The 15,409-nt window shown below is 49.5% G+C and carries 14 protein-coding genes and 1 pseudogene; 5 read left to right on the top strand and 10 right to left on the bottom strand.

Annotation, left to right across the window (positions count from 1 at the left end; genetic code table 11):
• Window positions 1-104 precede the first annotated feature (104 nt).
• The 3 genes and pseudogenes from ACAN55_RS00630 to ACAN55_RS00620 form a co-directional block, all read right to left on the bottom strand.
• Window positions 105-521 (bottom strand): YlbF/YmcA family competence regulator, encoded by a 417-nt coding sequence (locus ACAN55_RS00630; RefSeq protein WP_379127535.1) that lies wholly within the window; start codon window positions 519-521, stop codon window positions 105-107.
• Window positions 522-581: 60 nt separating this feature from the next.
• Complete coding sequence (miaB, locus tag ACAN55_RS00625; RefSeq protein WP_379126726.1) at window positions 582-2,168, bottom strand: tRNA (N6-isopentenyl adenosine(37)-C2)-methylthiotransferase MiaB; 1,587 nt, start codon at window positions 2,166-2,168, stop codon at window positions 582-584.
• Between the two features lie 160 nt (window positions 2,169-2,328).
• Window positions 2,329-3,423 (bottom strand): annotated as a pseudogene (locus ACAN55_RS00620) (NADH:flavin oxidoreductase).
• Window positions 3,424-3,582: 159 nt separating this feature from the next.
• Here ACAN55_RS00620 and ACAN55_RS00615 point away from each other — a divergent pair.
• Together ACAN55_RS00615 and ACAN55_RS00610 are read left to right on the top strand one after the other, a co-directional pair.
• Window positions 3,583-4,026, top strand: coding sequence for a MarR family winged helix-turn-helix transcriptional regulator (locus tag ACAN55_RS00615; protein ID WP_379126724.1), 444 nt, complete (start codon window positions 3,583-3,585; stop codon window positions 4,024-4,026).
• A gap of 4 nt (window positions 4,027-4,030) precedes the next feature.
• Window positions 4,031-4,885, top strand: coding sequence for an SDR family oxidoreductase (locus ACAN55_RS00610; protein WP_379126722.1), 855 nt, complete (start codon window positions 4,031-4,033; stop codon window positions 4,883-4,885).
• 83 nt (window positions 4,886-4,968) lie between these two features.
• Here the strand turns inward: ACAN55_RS00610 and ACAN55_RS00605 are convergent, their stop codons facing one another.
• Window positions 4,969-6,423: a DEAD/DEAH box helicase gene (locus ACAN55_RS00605; RefSeq protein ID WP_379126720.1), complete on the bottom strand. Its 1,455-nt coding sequence runs from the start codon at window positions 6,421-6,423 to the stop codon at window positions 4,969-4,971.
• Between the two features lie 168 nt (window positions 6,424-6,591).
• Here ACAN55_RS00605 and ACAN55_RS00600 point away from each other — a divergent pair, with 168 nt between their 5' ends.
• Window positions 6,592-8,286 carry a M3 family oligoendopeptidase gene (locus ACAN55_RS00600; RefSeq protein WP_379126718.1) on the top strand — a complete coding sequence of 565 codons (1,695 nt, stop codon included), beginning with the start codon at window positions 6,592-6,594 and terminating at the stop codon, window positions 8,284-8,286.
• 56 nt (window positions 8,287-8,342) lie between these two features.
• Here ACAN55_RS00600 and ACAN55_RS00595 read toward each other — a convergent pair whose 3' ends face one another.
• Entirely contained in the window at window positions 8,343-10,460 is a 2,118-nt protein-coding gene (locus tag ACAN55_RS00595) for a glycoside hydrolase family 52 protein (protein ID WP_379127533.1), read from the bottom strand.
• Window positions 10,461-10,635: 175 nt separating this feature from the next.
• Here ACAN55_RS00595 and ACAN55_RS00590 point away from each other — a divergent pair, with 175 nt between their 5' ends.
• Window positions 10,636-11,574 carry an AraC family transcriptional regulator gene (locus tag ACAN55_RS00590; protein WP_379126716.1) on the top strand — a complete coding sequence of 313 codons (939 nt, stop codon included), beginning with the start codon at window positions 10,636-10,638 and terminating at the stop codon, window positions 11,572-11,574.
• An 8-nt stretch (window positions 11,575-11,582) separates the two neighbouring features.
• On the opposite strand, the gene ybaK is transcribed toward ACAN55_RS00590, so the two are convergent.
• The gene (gene ybaK / locus ACAN55_RS00585) at window positions 11,583-12,056 is read right to left on the bottom strand and encodes a Cys-tRNA(Pro) deacylase (RefSeq protein WP_379126714.1); all 474 of its coding nucleotides are present in this window, start codon (window positions 12,054-12,056) and stop codon (window positions 11,583-11,585) included.
• A gap of 168 nt (window positions 12,057-12,224) precedes the next feature.
• Here ybaK and ACAN55_RS00580 point away from each other — a divergent pair, with 168 nt between their 5' ends.
• Window positions 12,225-13,124, top strand: coding sequence for a DNA-3-methyladenine glycosylase family protein (locus ACAN55_RS00580; protein ID WP_379126712.1), 900 nt, complete (start codon window positions 12,225-12,227; stop codon window positions 13,122-13,124).
• Between the two features lie 7 nt (window positions 13,125-13,131).
• Here ACAN55_RS00580 and ACAN55_RS00575 read toward each other — a convergent pair whose 3' ends face one another.
• The 4 genes from ACAN55_RS00575 to ACAN55_RS00560 all read right to left on the bottom strand — a co-directional run bounded on the left by ACAN55_RS00575 (window position 13,132) and on the right by ACAN55_RS00560 (window position 15,265).
• Window positions 13,132-13,677 carry a GNAT family N-acetyltransferase gene (locus ACAN55_RS00575; protein WP_379126710.1) on the bottom strand — a complete coding sequence of 182 codons (546 nt, stop codon included), beginning with the start codon at window positions 13,675-13,677 and terminating at the stop codon, window positions 13,132-13,134.
• Between the two features lie 101 nt (window positions 13,678-13,778).
• The gene (locus ACAN55_RS00570; RefSeq protein WP_379126708.1) at window positions 13,779-14,030 is read right to left on the bottom strand and encodes a YolD-like family protein; all 252 of its coding nucleotides are present in this window, start codon (window positions 14,028-14,030) and stop codon (window positions 13,779-13,781) included.
• A gap of 94 nt (window positions 14,031-14,124) precedes the next feature.
• Window positions 14,125-14,661: a methylated-DNA--[protein]-cysteine S-methyltransferase gene (locus ACAN55_RS00565; protein ID WP_379126706.1), complete on the bottom strand. Its 537-nt coding sequence runs from the start codon at window positions 14,659-14,661 to the stop codon at window positions 14,125-14,127.
• Window positions 14,651-15,265, bottom strand: a complete 615-nt coding sequence (locus ACAN55_RS00560; RefSeq protein ID WP_379127530.1) for a bifunctional transcriptional activator/DNA repair enzyme AdaA — start codon at window positions 15,263-15,265, stop codon at window positions 14,651-14,653. Before ACAN55_RS00560 ends, ACAN55_RS00565 begins: the two co-directional genes overlap by 11 nt.
• Between the last annotated feature and the right edge of the window lie 144 nt (window positions 15,266-15,409).

Genomic DNA, 15,409 nt, shown 5'->3' with positions numbered 1-15,409 from the left:
ATTTGCTATCGTACCTTTTAATGTACCAAACCTGATCTTGGAAAATCAACAAGCTTATTCAAAGACAAGGACGGATAGTTGATCCGCCCTTGTCTTTTGCCCGATTATTCGCCGCATTTGGAAGGTGGTGCTTCCGTGCCTGCCTCCACATTGATTTTCTCGGAGACGGTGTCGCGGATCACTGAAATGACCAATTGCAGGAGGTAGTTGATATCGCTTTGACTTTGCTGGAACTCGGTAACGAGCGGAATGGAGTCGATCTCATCCTGAAGCTCATCGATTTCGCGCTCTATTTTGGCGACCATATCTTTATTCTTAAAGCTCTCGAAAGCTACGATCTCTTTCTGCTTCTTCTTGATGGTGGCAATCAGTCCCTGTACACGTTCGTGTGCCTGAATCTTCTGCTCAGCCTGCTGGAAATGCCTGACCTCTTCACTGGTAGAGATCAGCGAGGCTAATTCCTTAGCTTTGCCCATAATATCATCACGTACAATTAAATCGCGGGTGTTGTAGCTAGGCATTCCGTATTGGTTCAGACGTCCTTCTTCTGTTGACACATGAATCGCCCCATTCTGTATGATTTAATTGAGTACGGCAGCCTCTACCACATAATCGCCTTTAATGTACCAGGTTTTGGCATCTGTAATTCTGACCTGTACAAAGGTGCCAATTAGCTCCTTAGATCCTTCGAAATGAACCAGCTTGTTGCTGCGGGTACGTCCGGCAAGTACATCTGTGTTGTTCTTGCTCTCCCCTTCTACCAATACCTCTACAACCTCGCCCAGCATCCGGTCGTTGCTGATCCGGCTGTTCTCTTTGATCAGATCATTCAGCCGTTGCAGACGCTTGCTCTTGACGTCCATTGGCACGTTGTCCTCCATGGAAGCGGCCGGTGTGCCTTCACGTGGAGAATAGATAAAGGTGTATGCCATGTCGAAACCGACTTCGCGTACGAGTGACAATGTCTCTTCGAATTGTTCCTCGGTCTCGCCCGGGAAGCCCACGATAATATCGGTGGTAAGTACAGGATCTTTCACTGCCGCCTTGATCTTGGCAACAAGCTCCAGGTACCGTTCACGCGTATATTTACGGCTCATTTTCTTGAGCACCTCACTGCTGCCGGATTGAACCGGAAGGTGAATATGCTCCGTCAGATTGCCGCCTTTGCCCAGCACCTCGATCAGACGGTCGTCGAAATCACGCGGGTGCGAGGTCATGAAACGGATGCGCGGAATATCGATCAGGCGCATATCATCCATTAAATCACCAAATGTATAGTTAATATCGGTAAAATCCTTACCGTATGCATTCACATTCTGTCCAAGCAGCGTTACTTCCTTGAAGCCTTGGCGGGCAAGCTCGCGCACTTCCGCGATGACGTCCTCCGGACGGCGGCTGCGCTCCTTACCACGAGTAAATGGCACAATACAGTACGTGCAGAACTTATCGCAGCCGTACATAATGTTCACCCAGGCCCGCATACCCTCCCGTTTCTTCGGCAGGTTCTCAATAATATCGCCTTCCTTGGACCATACCTCAACTACAAGCTCCTTGCTGAACACAGCCTCCTTGATGAGGTGCGGCAGACGGTGGATATTATGTGTGCCGAAGATCATATCGACGAATCCGTGCTTCGACATAATCCGGTTCACGACGCCTTCCTCCTGCGACATGCAGCCACATACCCCAAGCAGTAGACCCGGTCTCTCAAGCTTCAAAGTTTTCAGATGTCCGAGCTCTCCGAACACCTTATCTTCAGCATTCTCACGAATTGCGCAGGTGTTAAGCAAAATAAGATCGGCTTGATTGCGATCCTCCACGCTGCGGTAACCCATCTGCTCCAGCAGACCCTTCATGGTCTCGGTATCATGTTCATTCATTTGGCAGCCATAGGTGGTAATATGATAGTACTTATCCACTCCGAAATTCTGCATATCCTCAGGAATAGCGAAATCATAGTGGACCTCGATATCTTCCTTGCCGCGGCGTTTGCCCTCCTTGTAATCAGGCTGGCTGTTAATCTGCACGTTCCGGCCTTTAATACGGTATGTCGTCTTGCCTTCCTCTTCAGCAATAATCTTGGCGTCTGTGAAATCGAAATATTGAGCATAGTTCTTCGAACCCTTGCCGGATTTTAAGTCCGGTGAGCTCTGACTTTCTTTCGTCATGAAGTTCACGTCCTCTATTGATTAACCATTATTTTTAATTTTGCCAATACAAAATTATAACATATAGAACATGAACTTGAGAACGTTACTTTGGAAGCGGGTGTCACCTAAAACAGGGAATCGCTGCTTGGGACACCCGCTGTTCTTGTCTACCCTTATATTATGCTAATGTCCGTGTTGCCGCGGATGTAAAAGGAATGATCTCATCATTACTGCCGCTTTGGACTTTTGCAGGCCAGGAAGGATCACTGATCAGCACTCTACCAACTGCTACTAGATCAAATTCCTCCTTCTCCAGCATTTCCAAGAGCCGCTCCATATTGTCCTCTTCGTTCTTTTCGGTAACGGCACTTACGAACTCACTGTTCAAGCCTACTGAGCCTACGGTAATTGTCGGTTTGCCCGTCAGCTTCTTTGTCCAGCCTGCCAGATTCAGTTCAGAGCCCTCAAACTCCGGAAGCCAGAAACGACGCGTGGAGCAATGGAAGATATCCACACCTGCACGGCTGAGTGGCGCCAGGAATCGTTCGAGCTCATCTGGGGTCTTCGCGAGCTTAGCATCATAATTTCCCGCTTTTCACTGTGAGAAACGGAGCACGATCGGGAAATCGGGACCCACTGCAGTGCGGCAGGCTTCAATAATCTTCACCGCAAAAGTAGTGCGTGCCTCCAGATCTCCACCGTATTGATCGGTACGGACATTGGTCTTCTCCCAGAAGAACTGATCAATCAGGTAACCATGGGCTCCATGCAGTTCGATTCCATCAAAGCCGATTCTTTTGGCATCAGCGGCAGCAGCGGCGAAAGCAGCCACAATTCCGTCAATCTCTTCTTCAGTCATCGGCGCGGTCACAGAGTTACCGGATAAATCAAGGCCTGAAGGGCCGATTGGCAGTGCCTCCTTATTCGGAAGTGCACCGATCTCGCGTGCCATACCGACATGCCACAGCTGAGGGATTATTTTGCCGCCGGCCGCGTGAACTTCATGGACAACCTGCTCCCATCCAGCTAATGCTGACTCGCCATGAATATTGGGGATATCGGGGTGACTTACCGCTGCAGGATGATTTATTGCCGTTCCTTCGGTAATGATCAGGCCTACTCCACCCTCTGCACGTTTCCGGTAGTATTCGGCCACATTTTTCCCGGGTACTCCGTTCGGCGAGAATGCACGGGTCATAGGTGCCATAACAATCCGGTTCGACAGGTGCAGATTTCCTGCATGAAATGGTTTGAATAATAGTTCAGCTTTCATATGGTTACCTCCACATGGATAAATAGATTACTTTTTGTAAGTAATATTATGGCGTCTTTCAGACAGATATGCAAATGGTGGGAATGGATGAACAGTTGCAATATTAATTTAATCGTTATATATTTTAGTCATTGAAGTATTTTGCGGAGGATGAGCATAATGGATCTCTTTGAACAACTGATTATTGCCATAAAACAACTGCAGGAGCTGACCTCGGAAGTCACAAAGCCTACAGATCCTGATGATATACCGGATAGCTATGTCTACCTGCTCTTCATGATCGTTCGCAAAGGAAGAATCAAAACCATTGAAATCTCGGAATATTTCTCTCTCACACCCGGAGCAGCAACTGCTGTTGCCGATAAGTTAGAGCGTATGGGATTAATCAGCAGAACCCGGGATACGAAAGACCGCAGAATCAGTTGGATTGAGCTGACTGACGCCGGGATGGAGTACGTGAATCGTAGAAAAGGTGAGCATATCGAAATGTTCGGGAAGATTCTTAAGGGTTATACGGAAGACGAACTGCTTGTCACCGTCCAAACCTTGAACCGCTTATCGGAATCTATCCTTTCATATCAGAATGGCAAAGAGGAGTTGTGAGAAAATGGGAGCAATTTTAGTTACGGGATTTACCGGAAATACTGGCCGGGAGGTCGCTAAACGCCTGAGCGCAAAAGACGCTGAAATGGTTTGTGCTGTACGTGATCCGAAGCAGGCAACACTCCAATATGGAAATACTTATTCCTATGTAAAACTGGATTATGCCCGGTCCGAAACCTTTGTACCGGCCCTGCAGGGCATCGACCGCCTCTTCCTGATGTATCCACCTGAAACGGCCTTTGAAGGATTTCACGGTTTTATCCGCACTGCGAAACAACAAGGCGTCCGCCACATCGTCTACTTATCCGTGAAGGATGCACAATATATGCCGTTCATTCCCCATTACAAGAATGAGAGGGAAATCCGGCGCAGCGGCATTCCCTTCACCTTCCTTAGAGCGGGTTATTTCATGCAGAATCTGAACCTGTTCCTGCTGGATGAGCTGATCACGAATGACCGGATTTACGTCCCTGCCGGAAAAGGCAAAACCAGCTTTACGGATATCAGGGATATCGCCGAAATTGCTGCCCGCTCCCTTACTGAAGGGAATAAACATTACGGCAAAAAGTATGCCCTGACTGGAAGTCAGGCACTTGATTTCTACGAAGTGGCGAAGAAGATGACGGCAGCACTAGGACGCCCCATCCACTATGCCAATCCTTCACTTAAAGAGTTCAAAGCTTGCATGCTAGCAAAAGGGCTGGATGCCAAGTACATTAATGTGGTCGCAGGACTTCATCTGGTCACCAAGATCGGGCTGGCCGGTGGCGTTACGAACGCCTACAACACGCTCACCGGGGAGCAGCCAACTGTGATTGATGCTTATCTGGAGGACTATAAGGAGATGTTCGGCAATTAGGTGGGATCGTAACAGTACTAATCAAAAAAAGGTTGTTCCCTCGGCCATTATGGCTAAGAGAACAACCTTCTTACTATCTAATGTTAAGTGGCGGATCTGCCGGATTTGACTCCTGACGCCGCACCTTTACGGTACCAATCGGATTGCGGCTTGCGCGATGAGTTTGCCTTGGCTCCGGTCGGTTGGCCTGCAGCCGATTTATAGACCGAAGGTCTTGCGGATGAAACCTGGGCGGATGCTGGCTTCGCCGATTTGGGCTTGGCTGCCCCTGACTTTGCTCCAGGCGCTCCAACTGATGCCGGCTTCCCTTGGGAGGGTCTGGCTTGCGGCCGCTTCCCTTGTTGTGAAGATTTGGTTTGTGTCTGTTTGGGAGTTGATTGCTCCTTGGCAGCCACAGTCTTCCGTTTCATCGGATAGGCATGATCCTTCACCTCAGGTATCGTCTTCCCAATTAATTTCTCGATATCCTTAAGGAAAGGAAGCTCTTCCGCCTCGCAGAACGAAATGGCGGTGCCGCTCAGTCCAGCTCTGCCGGTACGTCCGATCCGGTGAACGTACGTTTCCGGAATGTTAGGCAGATTAAAGTTTATGACGTGAGACAGCTCATCAATATCAATCCCTCTGGCTGCGATATCTGTAGCCACGAGCACCCGGGTTGCTCCGCTCTTGAAATTACGTAAAGCATTCTGCCGGTCATTTTGTGATTTGTTGCCGTGGATGGCCTGTGCCGTTACATTGACCTTCGCCAAATCACGGGTTACTCGGTCGGCACCGCGTTTGGTCCGTGTAAAGACCAACGCTGAAGCAATAGACGGATCCTGAAGCAAGATGTTGAGCTGATTTTGCTTGTTACCCGTTTCGAGCAGATAGATCGATTGTGTAATCCGGTCGACCGTGGAAGATACAGGAGTAACCTCAACTCTTATTGGATTAACAAGAAGAGACTTAACCATCTTCTCAATTTCGGAAGGCATCGTTGCGGAAAAGAACAAAGTTTGCTTTTTAACAGGCATTTTAGCGATGATACGCTTAACATCATGGATAAAGCCCATATCCAGCATCCGGTCAGCTTCATCCAGCACCAGAATTTGAACATGCTGCAGGTCTACACGTTTCTGGGACAGCAGGTCGATTAGCCGGCCCGGCGTCGCGATCAGAATATCGGCACCCTGGCTGAGCGCACGCTCCTGCGCTTTTTGAGATACGCCGCCAACGATAGCAGTGCAGCGAATATCGGTAAACTGGCTATACGCTTTGATATTATCGGAAATCTGCAGTGCCAGCTCCCGGGTTGGTGTCAGAATCAGGGAACGGATTCTCCGTCCTGCTCCAGATTTCTTCTGTCCGTGCAGCAGTTGAATGATCGGGACAGAGAAAGCAGCCGTCTTGCCGGTTCCTGTCTGAGCACAGCCAAGCAGATCTCTGCCGGCTAGAACAGCAGGGATAGCCTGCTCTTGTATAGGTGTGGGTGAAGTATAATTCTCTTTGTCCAGAGCTTTTAGAATCTCAGGTACAATATTCAATTCATTAAATGTCATTTGATCTCCTTAGTCTTCCATTCATTTCGTAACAAATAATAATAGCATGGATGGAGCGAAAAAGGAAAACAAAAAAACTGGCTTCTCACTTATTCAATTATACAGTGGTAAAATATTTTCCAAATATTATAATAGAGGTTATCTTATCCAGGAAGGGTTGATTGATTAATGAAGTTTGGCGAGTACCGTTATGAACGTCCCGACGTAGAGAAGCTCAAAGCTGATTTCACCGAACTGCTGAACGTCCTGATTACCGCTTCAACCCTTGAGGAACAAAAGGCTGCCGTTACCGAGATCAACAAACTGCGCAGCGGGTTCGACACCATGCAGACACTGGCCAGTGTCCGCCATTCGATCGACACGACGGATGAATTCTTCAAAGCGGAGCAGGAATTCATGGATGAAGTCGGTCCGGTTATCCAGGAATATGTTACCAGGTATTATCAGGCGCTTGTTGATTCCAAATTCAGAGCAGGTCTTGAAGAGGAATATGGCTCGCAGTTGCTCCAATTTGCCGAAGTCTCACTCCGTACCTTTAGCCCCGAGATCATCGAGGATCTGCAGCTGGAAAATAAGCTGTCCACCGAATACTACCAGCTGATTGCCTCGGCCAAAATCATGTTTGAAGGCGAAGAACGCACATTGTCGCAGCTCGCGCCTTTCGAATTATCAACTGACCGTGACATGCGCAAGAACGCATCCGAAGCTAAATACGGCTTTTTCTCCGAACACGAAGCTGAACTGGACCGGATTTATGACGAACTAGTTCAAGTACGTGTGGGGATGGCCAAAAAACTGGGCTACAGCAGCTTTGTAGAGATGGGTTATGACCGGATGACGCGTACGGATTACAACCCGGCGATGGTGGCGAACTTCCGCAAGCAGGTGCTGGAACATATCGTTCCGGTCTCGCAAAAGCTGAGACAACGCCAAGCCGAGCGTCTTGGCCTCGATGAACTGCTCTATTATGATGAGAACCTCAACTCCAATTCCGGTAATGCTACTCCCAAAGGTGATCCCGACTGGATTGTCGCGGGTGGTGCGAGAATGTACAAGGAGCTGTCCCCGGAGACAGATGAGTTCTTCAGCCTGATGCAAGAGCGCGGGCTAATGGATCTGGTCAGCAAAAAAGGGAAACAAAGCGGCGGATATTGTACATATTTCAGCGATTACAAGTTACCGTTCATTTTCTCCAACTTTAATGGAACCTCAGGGGATATCGATGTGCTCACCCACGAGGTAGGCCATGCCTTCCAAGTCTATGAAAGCCGGAATATTGATGTACCTGAATATGCGTTCCCTACCTCGGAAGCCGCTGAGATTCATTCCATGAGTATGGAGTTTCTCTGCTGGCCATGGATGGACCTGTTCTTCCTGGAGGAAGCCGATAAATACCGTTTCAACCATCTCGCAGACAGTCTGCTGTTCATTCCGTACGGGGTATCTGTCGATGAATTCCAGCATTTCGTGTACGACAACCCGGATGCGACCCCTGCTGAACGCAAACAGGCATGGCGTGAAATTGAACGAAAATATCTGCCCCACCGCAAGTATGAAGGCAATATGTATCTGGAGCAGGGCGGCTTCTGGCAAAAACAGGCTCACATCTATGCGATGCCGTTCTATTACATCGACTATACGTTGGCCCAGCTGTGCGCCTTTCAGTTCTGGAAACGCTCGAAAGAAGATTTCGCCGCCGCCTGGAGCGACTATCTGCGTCTCTGTCAGGCCGGCGGAAGCCAGCCTTTCGTCAAGCTGGTAGAGCTTGCCGGTCTGACGTCTCCTTTCGAGGACGGCTGCATCAGCTCCGTGATTGGCGATATTGAAGCCTGGCTGGACGGAATTGATGATAAGAAGCTGTAAGGATATTTAAAAAAGGGTTCTATGGAAGTGACTTCCATAGAACCCTTTGTTTTGGATTAGTTCCGCGTCTCATCCAGCCATAAAATAGCTGTCACTCCACGCGGGTAGTATTTGCTTCCGGTAATTTCCCCGGAGATGATCTGGTCACTCCAGCTCCAGATGGAGAGCTCCGGATGGGTCAGCCAGGCCACATGAGCACGGTCGGCCTCGCGGCCACTTTCATCCCAAGGCAAGCCAAGGATTTCCCTGGCGATAAACTGACACAGGTAAATTTTACTCAGCCAGCTGTTGTTGCTGGTTGAGGAGATTTTCCAGCCGCCGTCCTCGAACAGACATACCCCCTTGTGCATAACCGCATGCAGATGTGTATCCAGCGCGCCAATATAAGCGGAGAACCGTCCTTCCCGCTCCAATGCTTCCTTGGAACCGGTGAAGTAAGGGAAGATAAGTCCTTCGATGGCCGGAATAATCTTCGAGTCGTTGCCTTCTCCGATTACCGCAGGAATGTAGCCGTCCTCGGTTACATGGGCAACAATCGTCGCTGCACAGCGGTCACTTTGATCACCGGCAACCTTAGACAGGTCGACCCGGCCGTGATCGGTGAATATTTTCTCCATCGCCACGTATGCGGCCCAGCTTTTACCCGCCAGATAGATATTGTTGCGCGCCTGGCCGAGAGAGACATCCAGACTGTCGTAGGTTGTAATCTCCGCCCCGCCCATCGTACGCGAGCTGTCGAGTCCCATAATGCCGTTACGCTGCTCCGGATCGGGATGATCGCGGTTCAGCATGCTGTCCAGGCAGCGTTCCAGTACACTTAAATTGCGCTGCATCCATGCATTGTCTCCGGTCTGCTCGGCGTACACTGCGGCACATAACACCCAGTTCACCAGCTGTTCATGGGTCATATGAGAGAAGCATCCGTCGATACCATACTGCTCATACGAAGAATACGCCGGACGGGATACTGCATTGGCAACACCCATGTCATGCGTAAAGCTGATGCCACCCGGATATTCGGTCGAATCTCCCGGGAAACGAACCGTATCCTCATAGCTGAACCGCTCTACAAACATATCCAGCTCATTGCGTACCGTCCATGAATTCATCTTCAGTTCATAGAATAACTGGTCTACAGTCAGGTCAAAGGTATTCATCATCCGGTATTCGCCTTCATTGACGATCCAGAACGGCTTGCCGTTGTAATCCAGCAGTTGAGTTGAACCATAATAGCTGCGAATAGCATGGACCAGCATAAACGTCTGGTCTTCGGAGAGTCCGGTATCTGCAAGCAGCTCATTGGCCTGCAGAGCCGCTTCCTTCAATGCATCGAACCGGGACAGCGCATATTCTGCCACGGCTTCTACATTGCTGAAGAAACGGTTGTAATAATAGGATGCGTCAATACCGGAGGTTACGTAACCGGAACGATGGAAGCAGACAGCGAAACGGTAAGTCTCTTTCACACCTGCCGGAACATCCATGATCAAGGCACCGACATGCCCGAGGCCGAAGGTCCAGTTCTCCCTTAGTTCTGCACTCAGAATATCCTCCAAGGTAAAATGCAGGGCAGATTCTGCTCTCCCCCGTTCCGCTGCAATGGCGAGGAATCGCCCCTGTCCAACTCCGGTAAGCGCCGGGGATACATCGTCCAGCCTTCTCATCGCACTGTAGGCGTCCGTCCCTTGGAAACCGAAGAATGCACGGCGTGCGGCATTCGATGTCCGGTTATCCACCTCGATCTCCACGAGTACTGCCGGCAGCAGCACATCCTTCAACTCATCTGCAGAAGCTAACTCCGGGTCCGGGACAGAACGTACCGGAGACAGAATACGAAAGGTCAGATCGCCTGCGCTCCAGCTATCTGTAGCCAATCTGAAATCTCTGGTAATCTCTTCTTTAGCAAAAGGATGGAGAATCCGCGGCTTGTCTGGATTCGGGTCCGGATTCTCGATATCATAGCGTTTGCTCTCATCGTCCCCTGCTTGCTCATGAAAGGGGAGCGTATCGTAACCCTGGCCATCGTGACGCTCCAGGCCGATGAATATGTTTTGCTTCGGCGATTTGCCGATTTCCAGGTCGAAGCCGCCGCCTGATCCGGGAAAACCTAAGGTAAAGCTGGCAAAAGCGCCGATTGGTGAATGATGGGCATTAAAAAACTGGTTCTGAGGCATACGTGAAATGCACTCCCTCCGGCAGATATCCCGGAGATCATCCGGGTTCATCCTTATCTTATCTCCAGGTCCTCAGAGAGCACAGGGTTAAAGCCTGCACTTATTTGGGCAAATCATACATTGACGAGGCTATGATATAATAAACCCATTATTTCATTTGCAAATGAGGCTGAGCATGAATACAAATGTTCCTGGTACCATGAATTCCATCGACGGACGGATGTCTCCCGATATCCAGGCCGCGTTTCATATTTTTGCCGCACATTGGCGCAAGGTAAACGAGCAGTGGCAGTATCCGCTCCACACGCACCCCATGTTTGAAATCAATGTCGTGCTTCAGGGAGAGCAGCATATGACCGTGAACGGCCAAAGCTACAACCAGCAGAGCGGGGATATTCTGTTTATTCATCCCGGCACACCGCATTCCAGCCAAGGGCCTGGACCAAGCGGCAGCGACATGACCTATTACTGCCTGCATTTCGATATCGACGACCTGACGCTGCGCCGTGCACTGCTGACGACGAATTCAGTCTGCCTGAGCGGTAACACTCCTGAAATTAAAGAGATCCGCTCCGCGCTCGATAACATTATCAGCTCTACCATCCTGTCTGAAACCGCCGATTCCCATAGAACCCGTCTGGCAACGCTTCATGCCTCCCTCCAGCTTCTCACCGCACTTAGCGGTTGGGTGCTTTCGGAAATGCCGCAGACTGTCAACCGAATCCCATCAGAGGCGACAGAGAATACCGTTGCATTGGCTAACGCCATTGAACGGCTGCTGCAACAGACCGTAGCCGCAGCGGAGGCCACTGGTGAGAGGGATGGCGGAATTGAGACGATTGCCGCAAGACTTGGCTACAGCACCACCCATTGCAACCGTGCTTTTCACCAAATTTACGGGTTGTCGCCGCGCCAGTATCTGTCCGGACTAATTAGCCGCCAAGCCAAACTACTTCTGATGGACAACAATTTATCTGTGGATTCCATCGCCCGCCGCCTCGGCTACCGGGATGTCTCCCATTTCAGCAAGCAGTTCAAGCGCTGGACAGGCCTGTCTCCGGCCGGATATCGACGGTTAAGTCATGACAGCTCGAGTAGTTTAAATGAAGAGTAATGACCCTTTTATTTCACCAAAGCGGTAAACTTGGCAGAGACGGTCGCGGCTAAAAGCCCGGGAGCCAGTTCCATCTGCATGCCGATTTTTCCGGCGCTGACCGCAATTGTCGCACCAGTTTCGGCGCTTTCATCAATAAAGGTCGGATACAGCTTCTTCATGCCGACGGGTGAACAACCTCCACGAACATAACCTGTCCATTTCAGCAGATCCTTAAGGGGCAGCATTTCGATCTTCTTCTCACCAGCGGCCTTGGCCGCTTTTTTCAGATCAAGCTCTGACCCGACGGGGATGACAAACACATACAGGTTCGGCCCGCTGTGGGAGACGAGCGTCTTGAAGACGATTTCCGGAGGGAGTCCGATTCTTTCGGCAACCGCCGTTCCGTGGATCTGGCCGTCTTCATTGTCATAGATATGTATTTCATACGGAATTTTCTTGGAATCCAGCATACGCATGGCATTCGTCTTAGTAACTGACATCTGGAATACATCCTTCCTTTCATTCATTCGGGCTTGACCTGATTACAGTATATTCACAATACAGCCTCCGTCAATAACTGCATCCTGAATATAAGAGCAAGATAACGAAATTACGGTCACGATATTTATGCTACATTGGAAGGACTTAAATGGAGGATTGATGAAGAGATGAACACTGAAATAAAGATGATCGTTCCCCGGGAATTCAGCTTCGCGGAGAATCTGAACTATTTCGAACGTTCCCCGAATGAATGCCTGTACCGGATCGAAGATCAGCGGATATACAAGGCGCTTGAGATTGGTAATCAAATAGTAGTCATTGAGCTCAGCGGGAATTCACCTGGTTACTTGACCATTCGTTTTCTGGGAGATACCGCTCCACATTCGGATATTGCCAGAGAGGAAGTTACTGCGTACGTTCGGGAATGGCTGGATCTGGACAGGGACTTAACCCCTTTCTATGCGCTTGCCGAAAGTGACGTGCTGCTGAAGCAGGCAACGGATTCCCTTTACGGCCTGCGGATTATCGGCATTCCCGATTTATTTGAAGCTTTATGCTGGGGGATCATCGGTCAACAGATTAATCTAGCTTTTGCCTATACGCTAAAAAGACGACTGGTCGAGCATCTGGGTACCCGGGTGGAGTGTGAGGGTAAGGAATATTGGATTTTCCCTGCTGCAGAGACCATCGCCGCTCTGACGGTAGAGGATCTGGAGCCTATAAGGCTCACCGTCAAGAAATCCGAATACCTGATCGGCGTTGCCCGACTTATCGCTAACGGAGAACTGACCAAAGAAAGTCTGATGAACACAGGTAGTATTAAGGAAGCGGAGCGTATGCTAATCTCCATCCGGGGAATCGGTCCGTGGACGGCCAACTATGTACTGATGCGGTGTCTGAGGATGACTGCGGCTTTTCCCATTGATGATGTGGGACTGCATAATGTGCTAAAAATGATGCTGAAGCTGGACCGCAAGCCGACACGAGCTGAAATTATAGAAGTATCCGCCGGGTGGGGCGGCTGGGAGGCGTATGCCACTTTTTATTTGTGGAGAATGCTGTATTGATCCCAATTTAGGCTCTGAATCTGCCCATCACAATGGTGTTGTAGTAGATACCGCTGGAATGTAGTTTATCCTTTTTCAGTACCCCTTCGATTTCAAAACCCAGCTTTTTATAGAGTGCGATGGCGGGTTCATTTCTCTCCAGCACTTTTAAAGTCATTTTGGTAAGTTGCTGGGTGTCTGCCCAAGTGATCGACTCACGTAGCAGATTAGTTCCAATTCCGTAGCCCCAGTACTCTTGTAGTACGCATACTCCAAATTCGACTTTATGAGCAAATCGTCTTAAGGGGCTGCCTTCACATCTGGAGAACCCGACGATTTCATCTTGGACAACTGCTACCAAAAACAAGTTTCTGCTATTCTCAGAATCTGCCTGGATCAATTGTTCAAAACCCGCTGCATCAATAAAAGCTTCCCCCGGCTCCCGGTCCAAATGCTCGGTCTCTCCATCAATCTGTAGTCTTAGTGCAGATAATGCCCGGGCATCACTGTGGATTGCAGATCTGACCGTATAACGGACTCCTTTAACACAAAATTCCCTCTCGTCGATGATCATGATATCCCCCCATTCTTCCGTATATTTATTCCATCATGCAAAAAAAGGGAGCGTCTATCGGCCGTCAACAGACCGTTTGGACTCTCCCTCCCTTTGAACACTTAATCTCTTGGATAATCAACTCTCATAATATCCATAAAAGGAACCTTATTGATCCCTTCATTGCAGCTGACGTGTACCCTGCCGGTTCGCGGGTCCATTTCAGTGATTCGTCCCCGGACCTGCTCTTCCTTGCCCCATACGGTCAAAAGAATCTCGGAATCTTCCATTTTGGCTTCGGTCAACTGGTTGCCAATCTCCTCCAGCACAAATTCATCTCTGGTCGGCCGTTTTGCTACTTTTGGTTTTGCCACACTATACCTCCAATAAGGCACTGCAAGTTTCAGATCATGCTGAATATGAATGCTTTACTCCATTATAACATGACCTTACGGGTATGACATGACCTTACTTCGCATCTACCAATGACGCTTTTTGTTCGAGGCCCAGCAATTCAATCTTCATGTTTAAGCCGCCCCGGTAACCGGTCATTGCACCATTCTTACCAATCACCCTGTGGCAGGGAACTGTAATCAGGATGGGATTCGCCCCGATCGCTGCGCCGACCGCACGTACAGAAGCCGGTTTGTGGATATGGAGCGCTACATCGGAATATGACCAGGTATGCCCGTATGGGATGTCGCATAATGCTTGCCAGACGGATTGCTGGAAGGGTGTGCCGTACAAATCCAGAGGTACCGAGAAACTCCGGCGTTCACCCAGCAAATATTCTTTCAGTTCAACTGACGCCTGCTCAAGCCGATCATCATCCCGCTCCAAGGAACTGCCAGGGAGTCGGAATTTGACCCAATCCGCCAGTTCGCTGAAAGGTTTGTCCTGCGGGCCTACATAACATAATCCCTGCTCACTCGCAGCAATATAGAACGTCCACTCTTTAAAAGCAATCAAGGTCCAATAAACGACCGGTTTGGTATTAGTATCCATTCCCTGGCACCTCCGAATGATTTGGACTCCCGCCGCTGGATTGCTGTGTGTTCCTGAAGCGGTACTGCACAGGGGTTAGTCCGGTTTTCTTTTTAAATAATGTAATAAAATATGGCGTATTCGGCAGGCCTACTTGAGCTGCAATGTCCGCAATCGACCTGTCCGATTGAATCAGGTATTCGGTGGCCTTAGTTATTCTTGTGTGCTGTATATAATCTACAGGGGTAATGTGCATGATTTTTTTAAACGTGCGGTGAAGATGATAAGGACTGCCATGGCACATATCCGCTAAGGTCTCAAGCGTTAGGGGGTCCATATAATTTTGGTCAATGTAATTAGTTATGATCTCCACCCACTCTTTGTCAGGCAGACGCTCTCCCGTTGGCTTACATCTTTTGCAGGGACGGAATCCCGCCTCCGCAGCATACTGCGATGTAGTGAATATACGGACATTTTGCGGATTCGGCAGCTTGGATTTGCAGGATGGACGGCAGTACACCCCTGTTGTTTTTACCGCATAATAAAACCTGCCATCGTAAGAAGCATCATTCGCAACAACGGCCTGCCAGTAAGCTTCACTCAGCACTTCCTCACCATTCTCCATTTCTCTCACCTCTATAGTCAGTATACCCCCGGTCAGTCCCTGCTGTAAGCCTTTTGGAATGTAAGAGCAAGATAGTGAAATTGAAAATCCCCACGCTCGGCGCTTTCGCGCGTCCTGTGGAGATTCTTAAAGCTGCCGGTCAGC

This window comes from Paenibacillus oryziterrae (genome assembly GCF_042610485.1).
In the GTDB taxonomy this organism is placed as follows: domain Bacteria; phylum Bacillota; class Bacilli; order Paenibacillales; family Paenibacillaceae; genus Paenibacillus_AQ.
This window is presented reverse-complemented; position numbering and strand designations above follow the sequence as displayed.

Coding starts and splice junctions, on each gene's coding strand:
- ACAN55_RS00630 (WP_379127535.1), bottom strand. CDS start 521: ATGCCTAGCTACAACACCCGCGATTTAATTGTACGTGATGATATTATG.
- miaB (WP_379126726.1), bottom strand. CDS start 2,168: ATGACGAAAGAAAGTCAGAGCTCACCGGACTTAAAATCCGGCAAGGGT.
- ACAN55_RS00615 (WP_379126724.1), top strand. CDS start 3,583: ATGGATCTCTTTGAACAACTGATTATTGCCATAAAACAACTGCAGGAG.
- ACAN55_RS00610 (WP_379126722.1), top strand. CDS start 4,031: ATGGGAGCAATTTTAGTTACGGGATTTACCGGAAATACTGGCCGGGAG.
- ACAN55_RS00605 (WP_379126720.1), bottom strand. CDS start 6,423: ATGACATTTAATGAATTGAATATTGTACCTGAGATTCTAAAAGCTCTG.
- ACAN55_RS00600 (WP_379126718.1), top strand. CDS start 6,592: ATGAAGTTTGGCGAGTACCGTTATGAACGTCCCGACGTAGAGAAGCTC.
- ACAN55_RS00595 (WP_379127533.1), bottom strand. CDS start 10,460: ATGCCTCAGAACCAGTTTTTTAATGCCCATCATTCACCAATCGGCGCT.
- ACAN55_RS00590 (WP_379126716.1), top strand. CDS start 10,636: ATGAATACAAATGTTCCTGGTACCATGAATTCCATCGACGGACGGATG.
- ybaK (WP_379126714.1), bottom strand. CDS start 12,056: ATGTCAGTTACTAAGACGAATGCCATGCGTATGCTGGATTCCAAGAAA.
- ACAN55_RS00580 (WP_379126712.1), top strand. CDS start 12,225: ATGAACACTGAAATAAAGATGATCGTTCCCCGGGAATTCAGCTTCGCG.
- ACAN55_RS00575 (WP_379126710.1), bottom strand. CDS start 13,677: ATGATCATCGACGAGAGGGAATTTTGTGTTAAAGGAGTCCGTTATACG.
- ACAN55_RS00565 (WP_379126706.1), bottom strand. CDS start 14,661: ATGGATACTAATACCAAACCGGTCGTTTATTGGACCTTGATTGCTTTT.
- ACAN55_RS00560 (WP_379127530.1), bottom strand. CDS start 15,265: ATGGAGAATGGTGAGGAAGTGCTGAGTGAAGCTTACTGGCAGGCCGTT.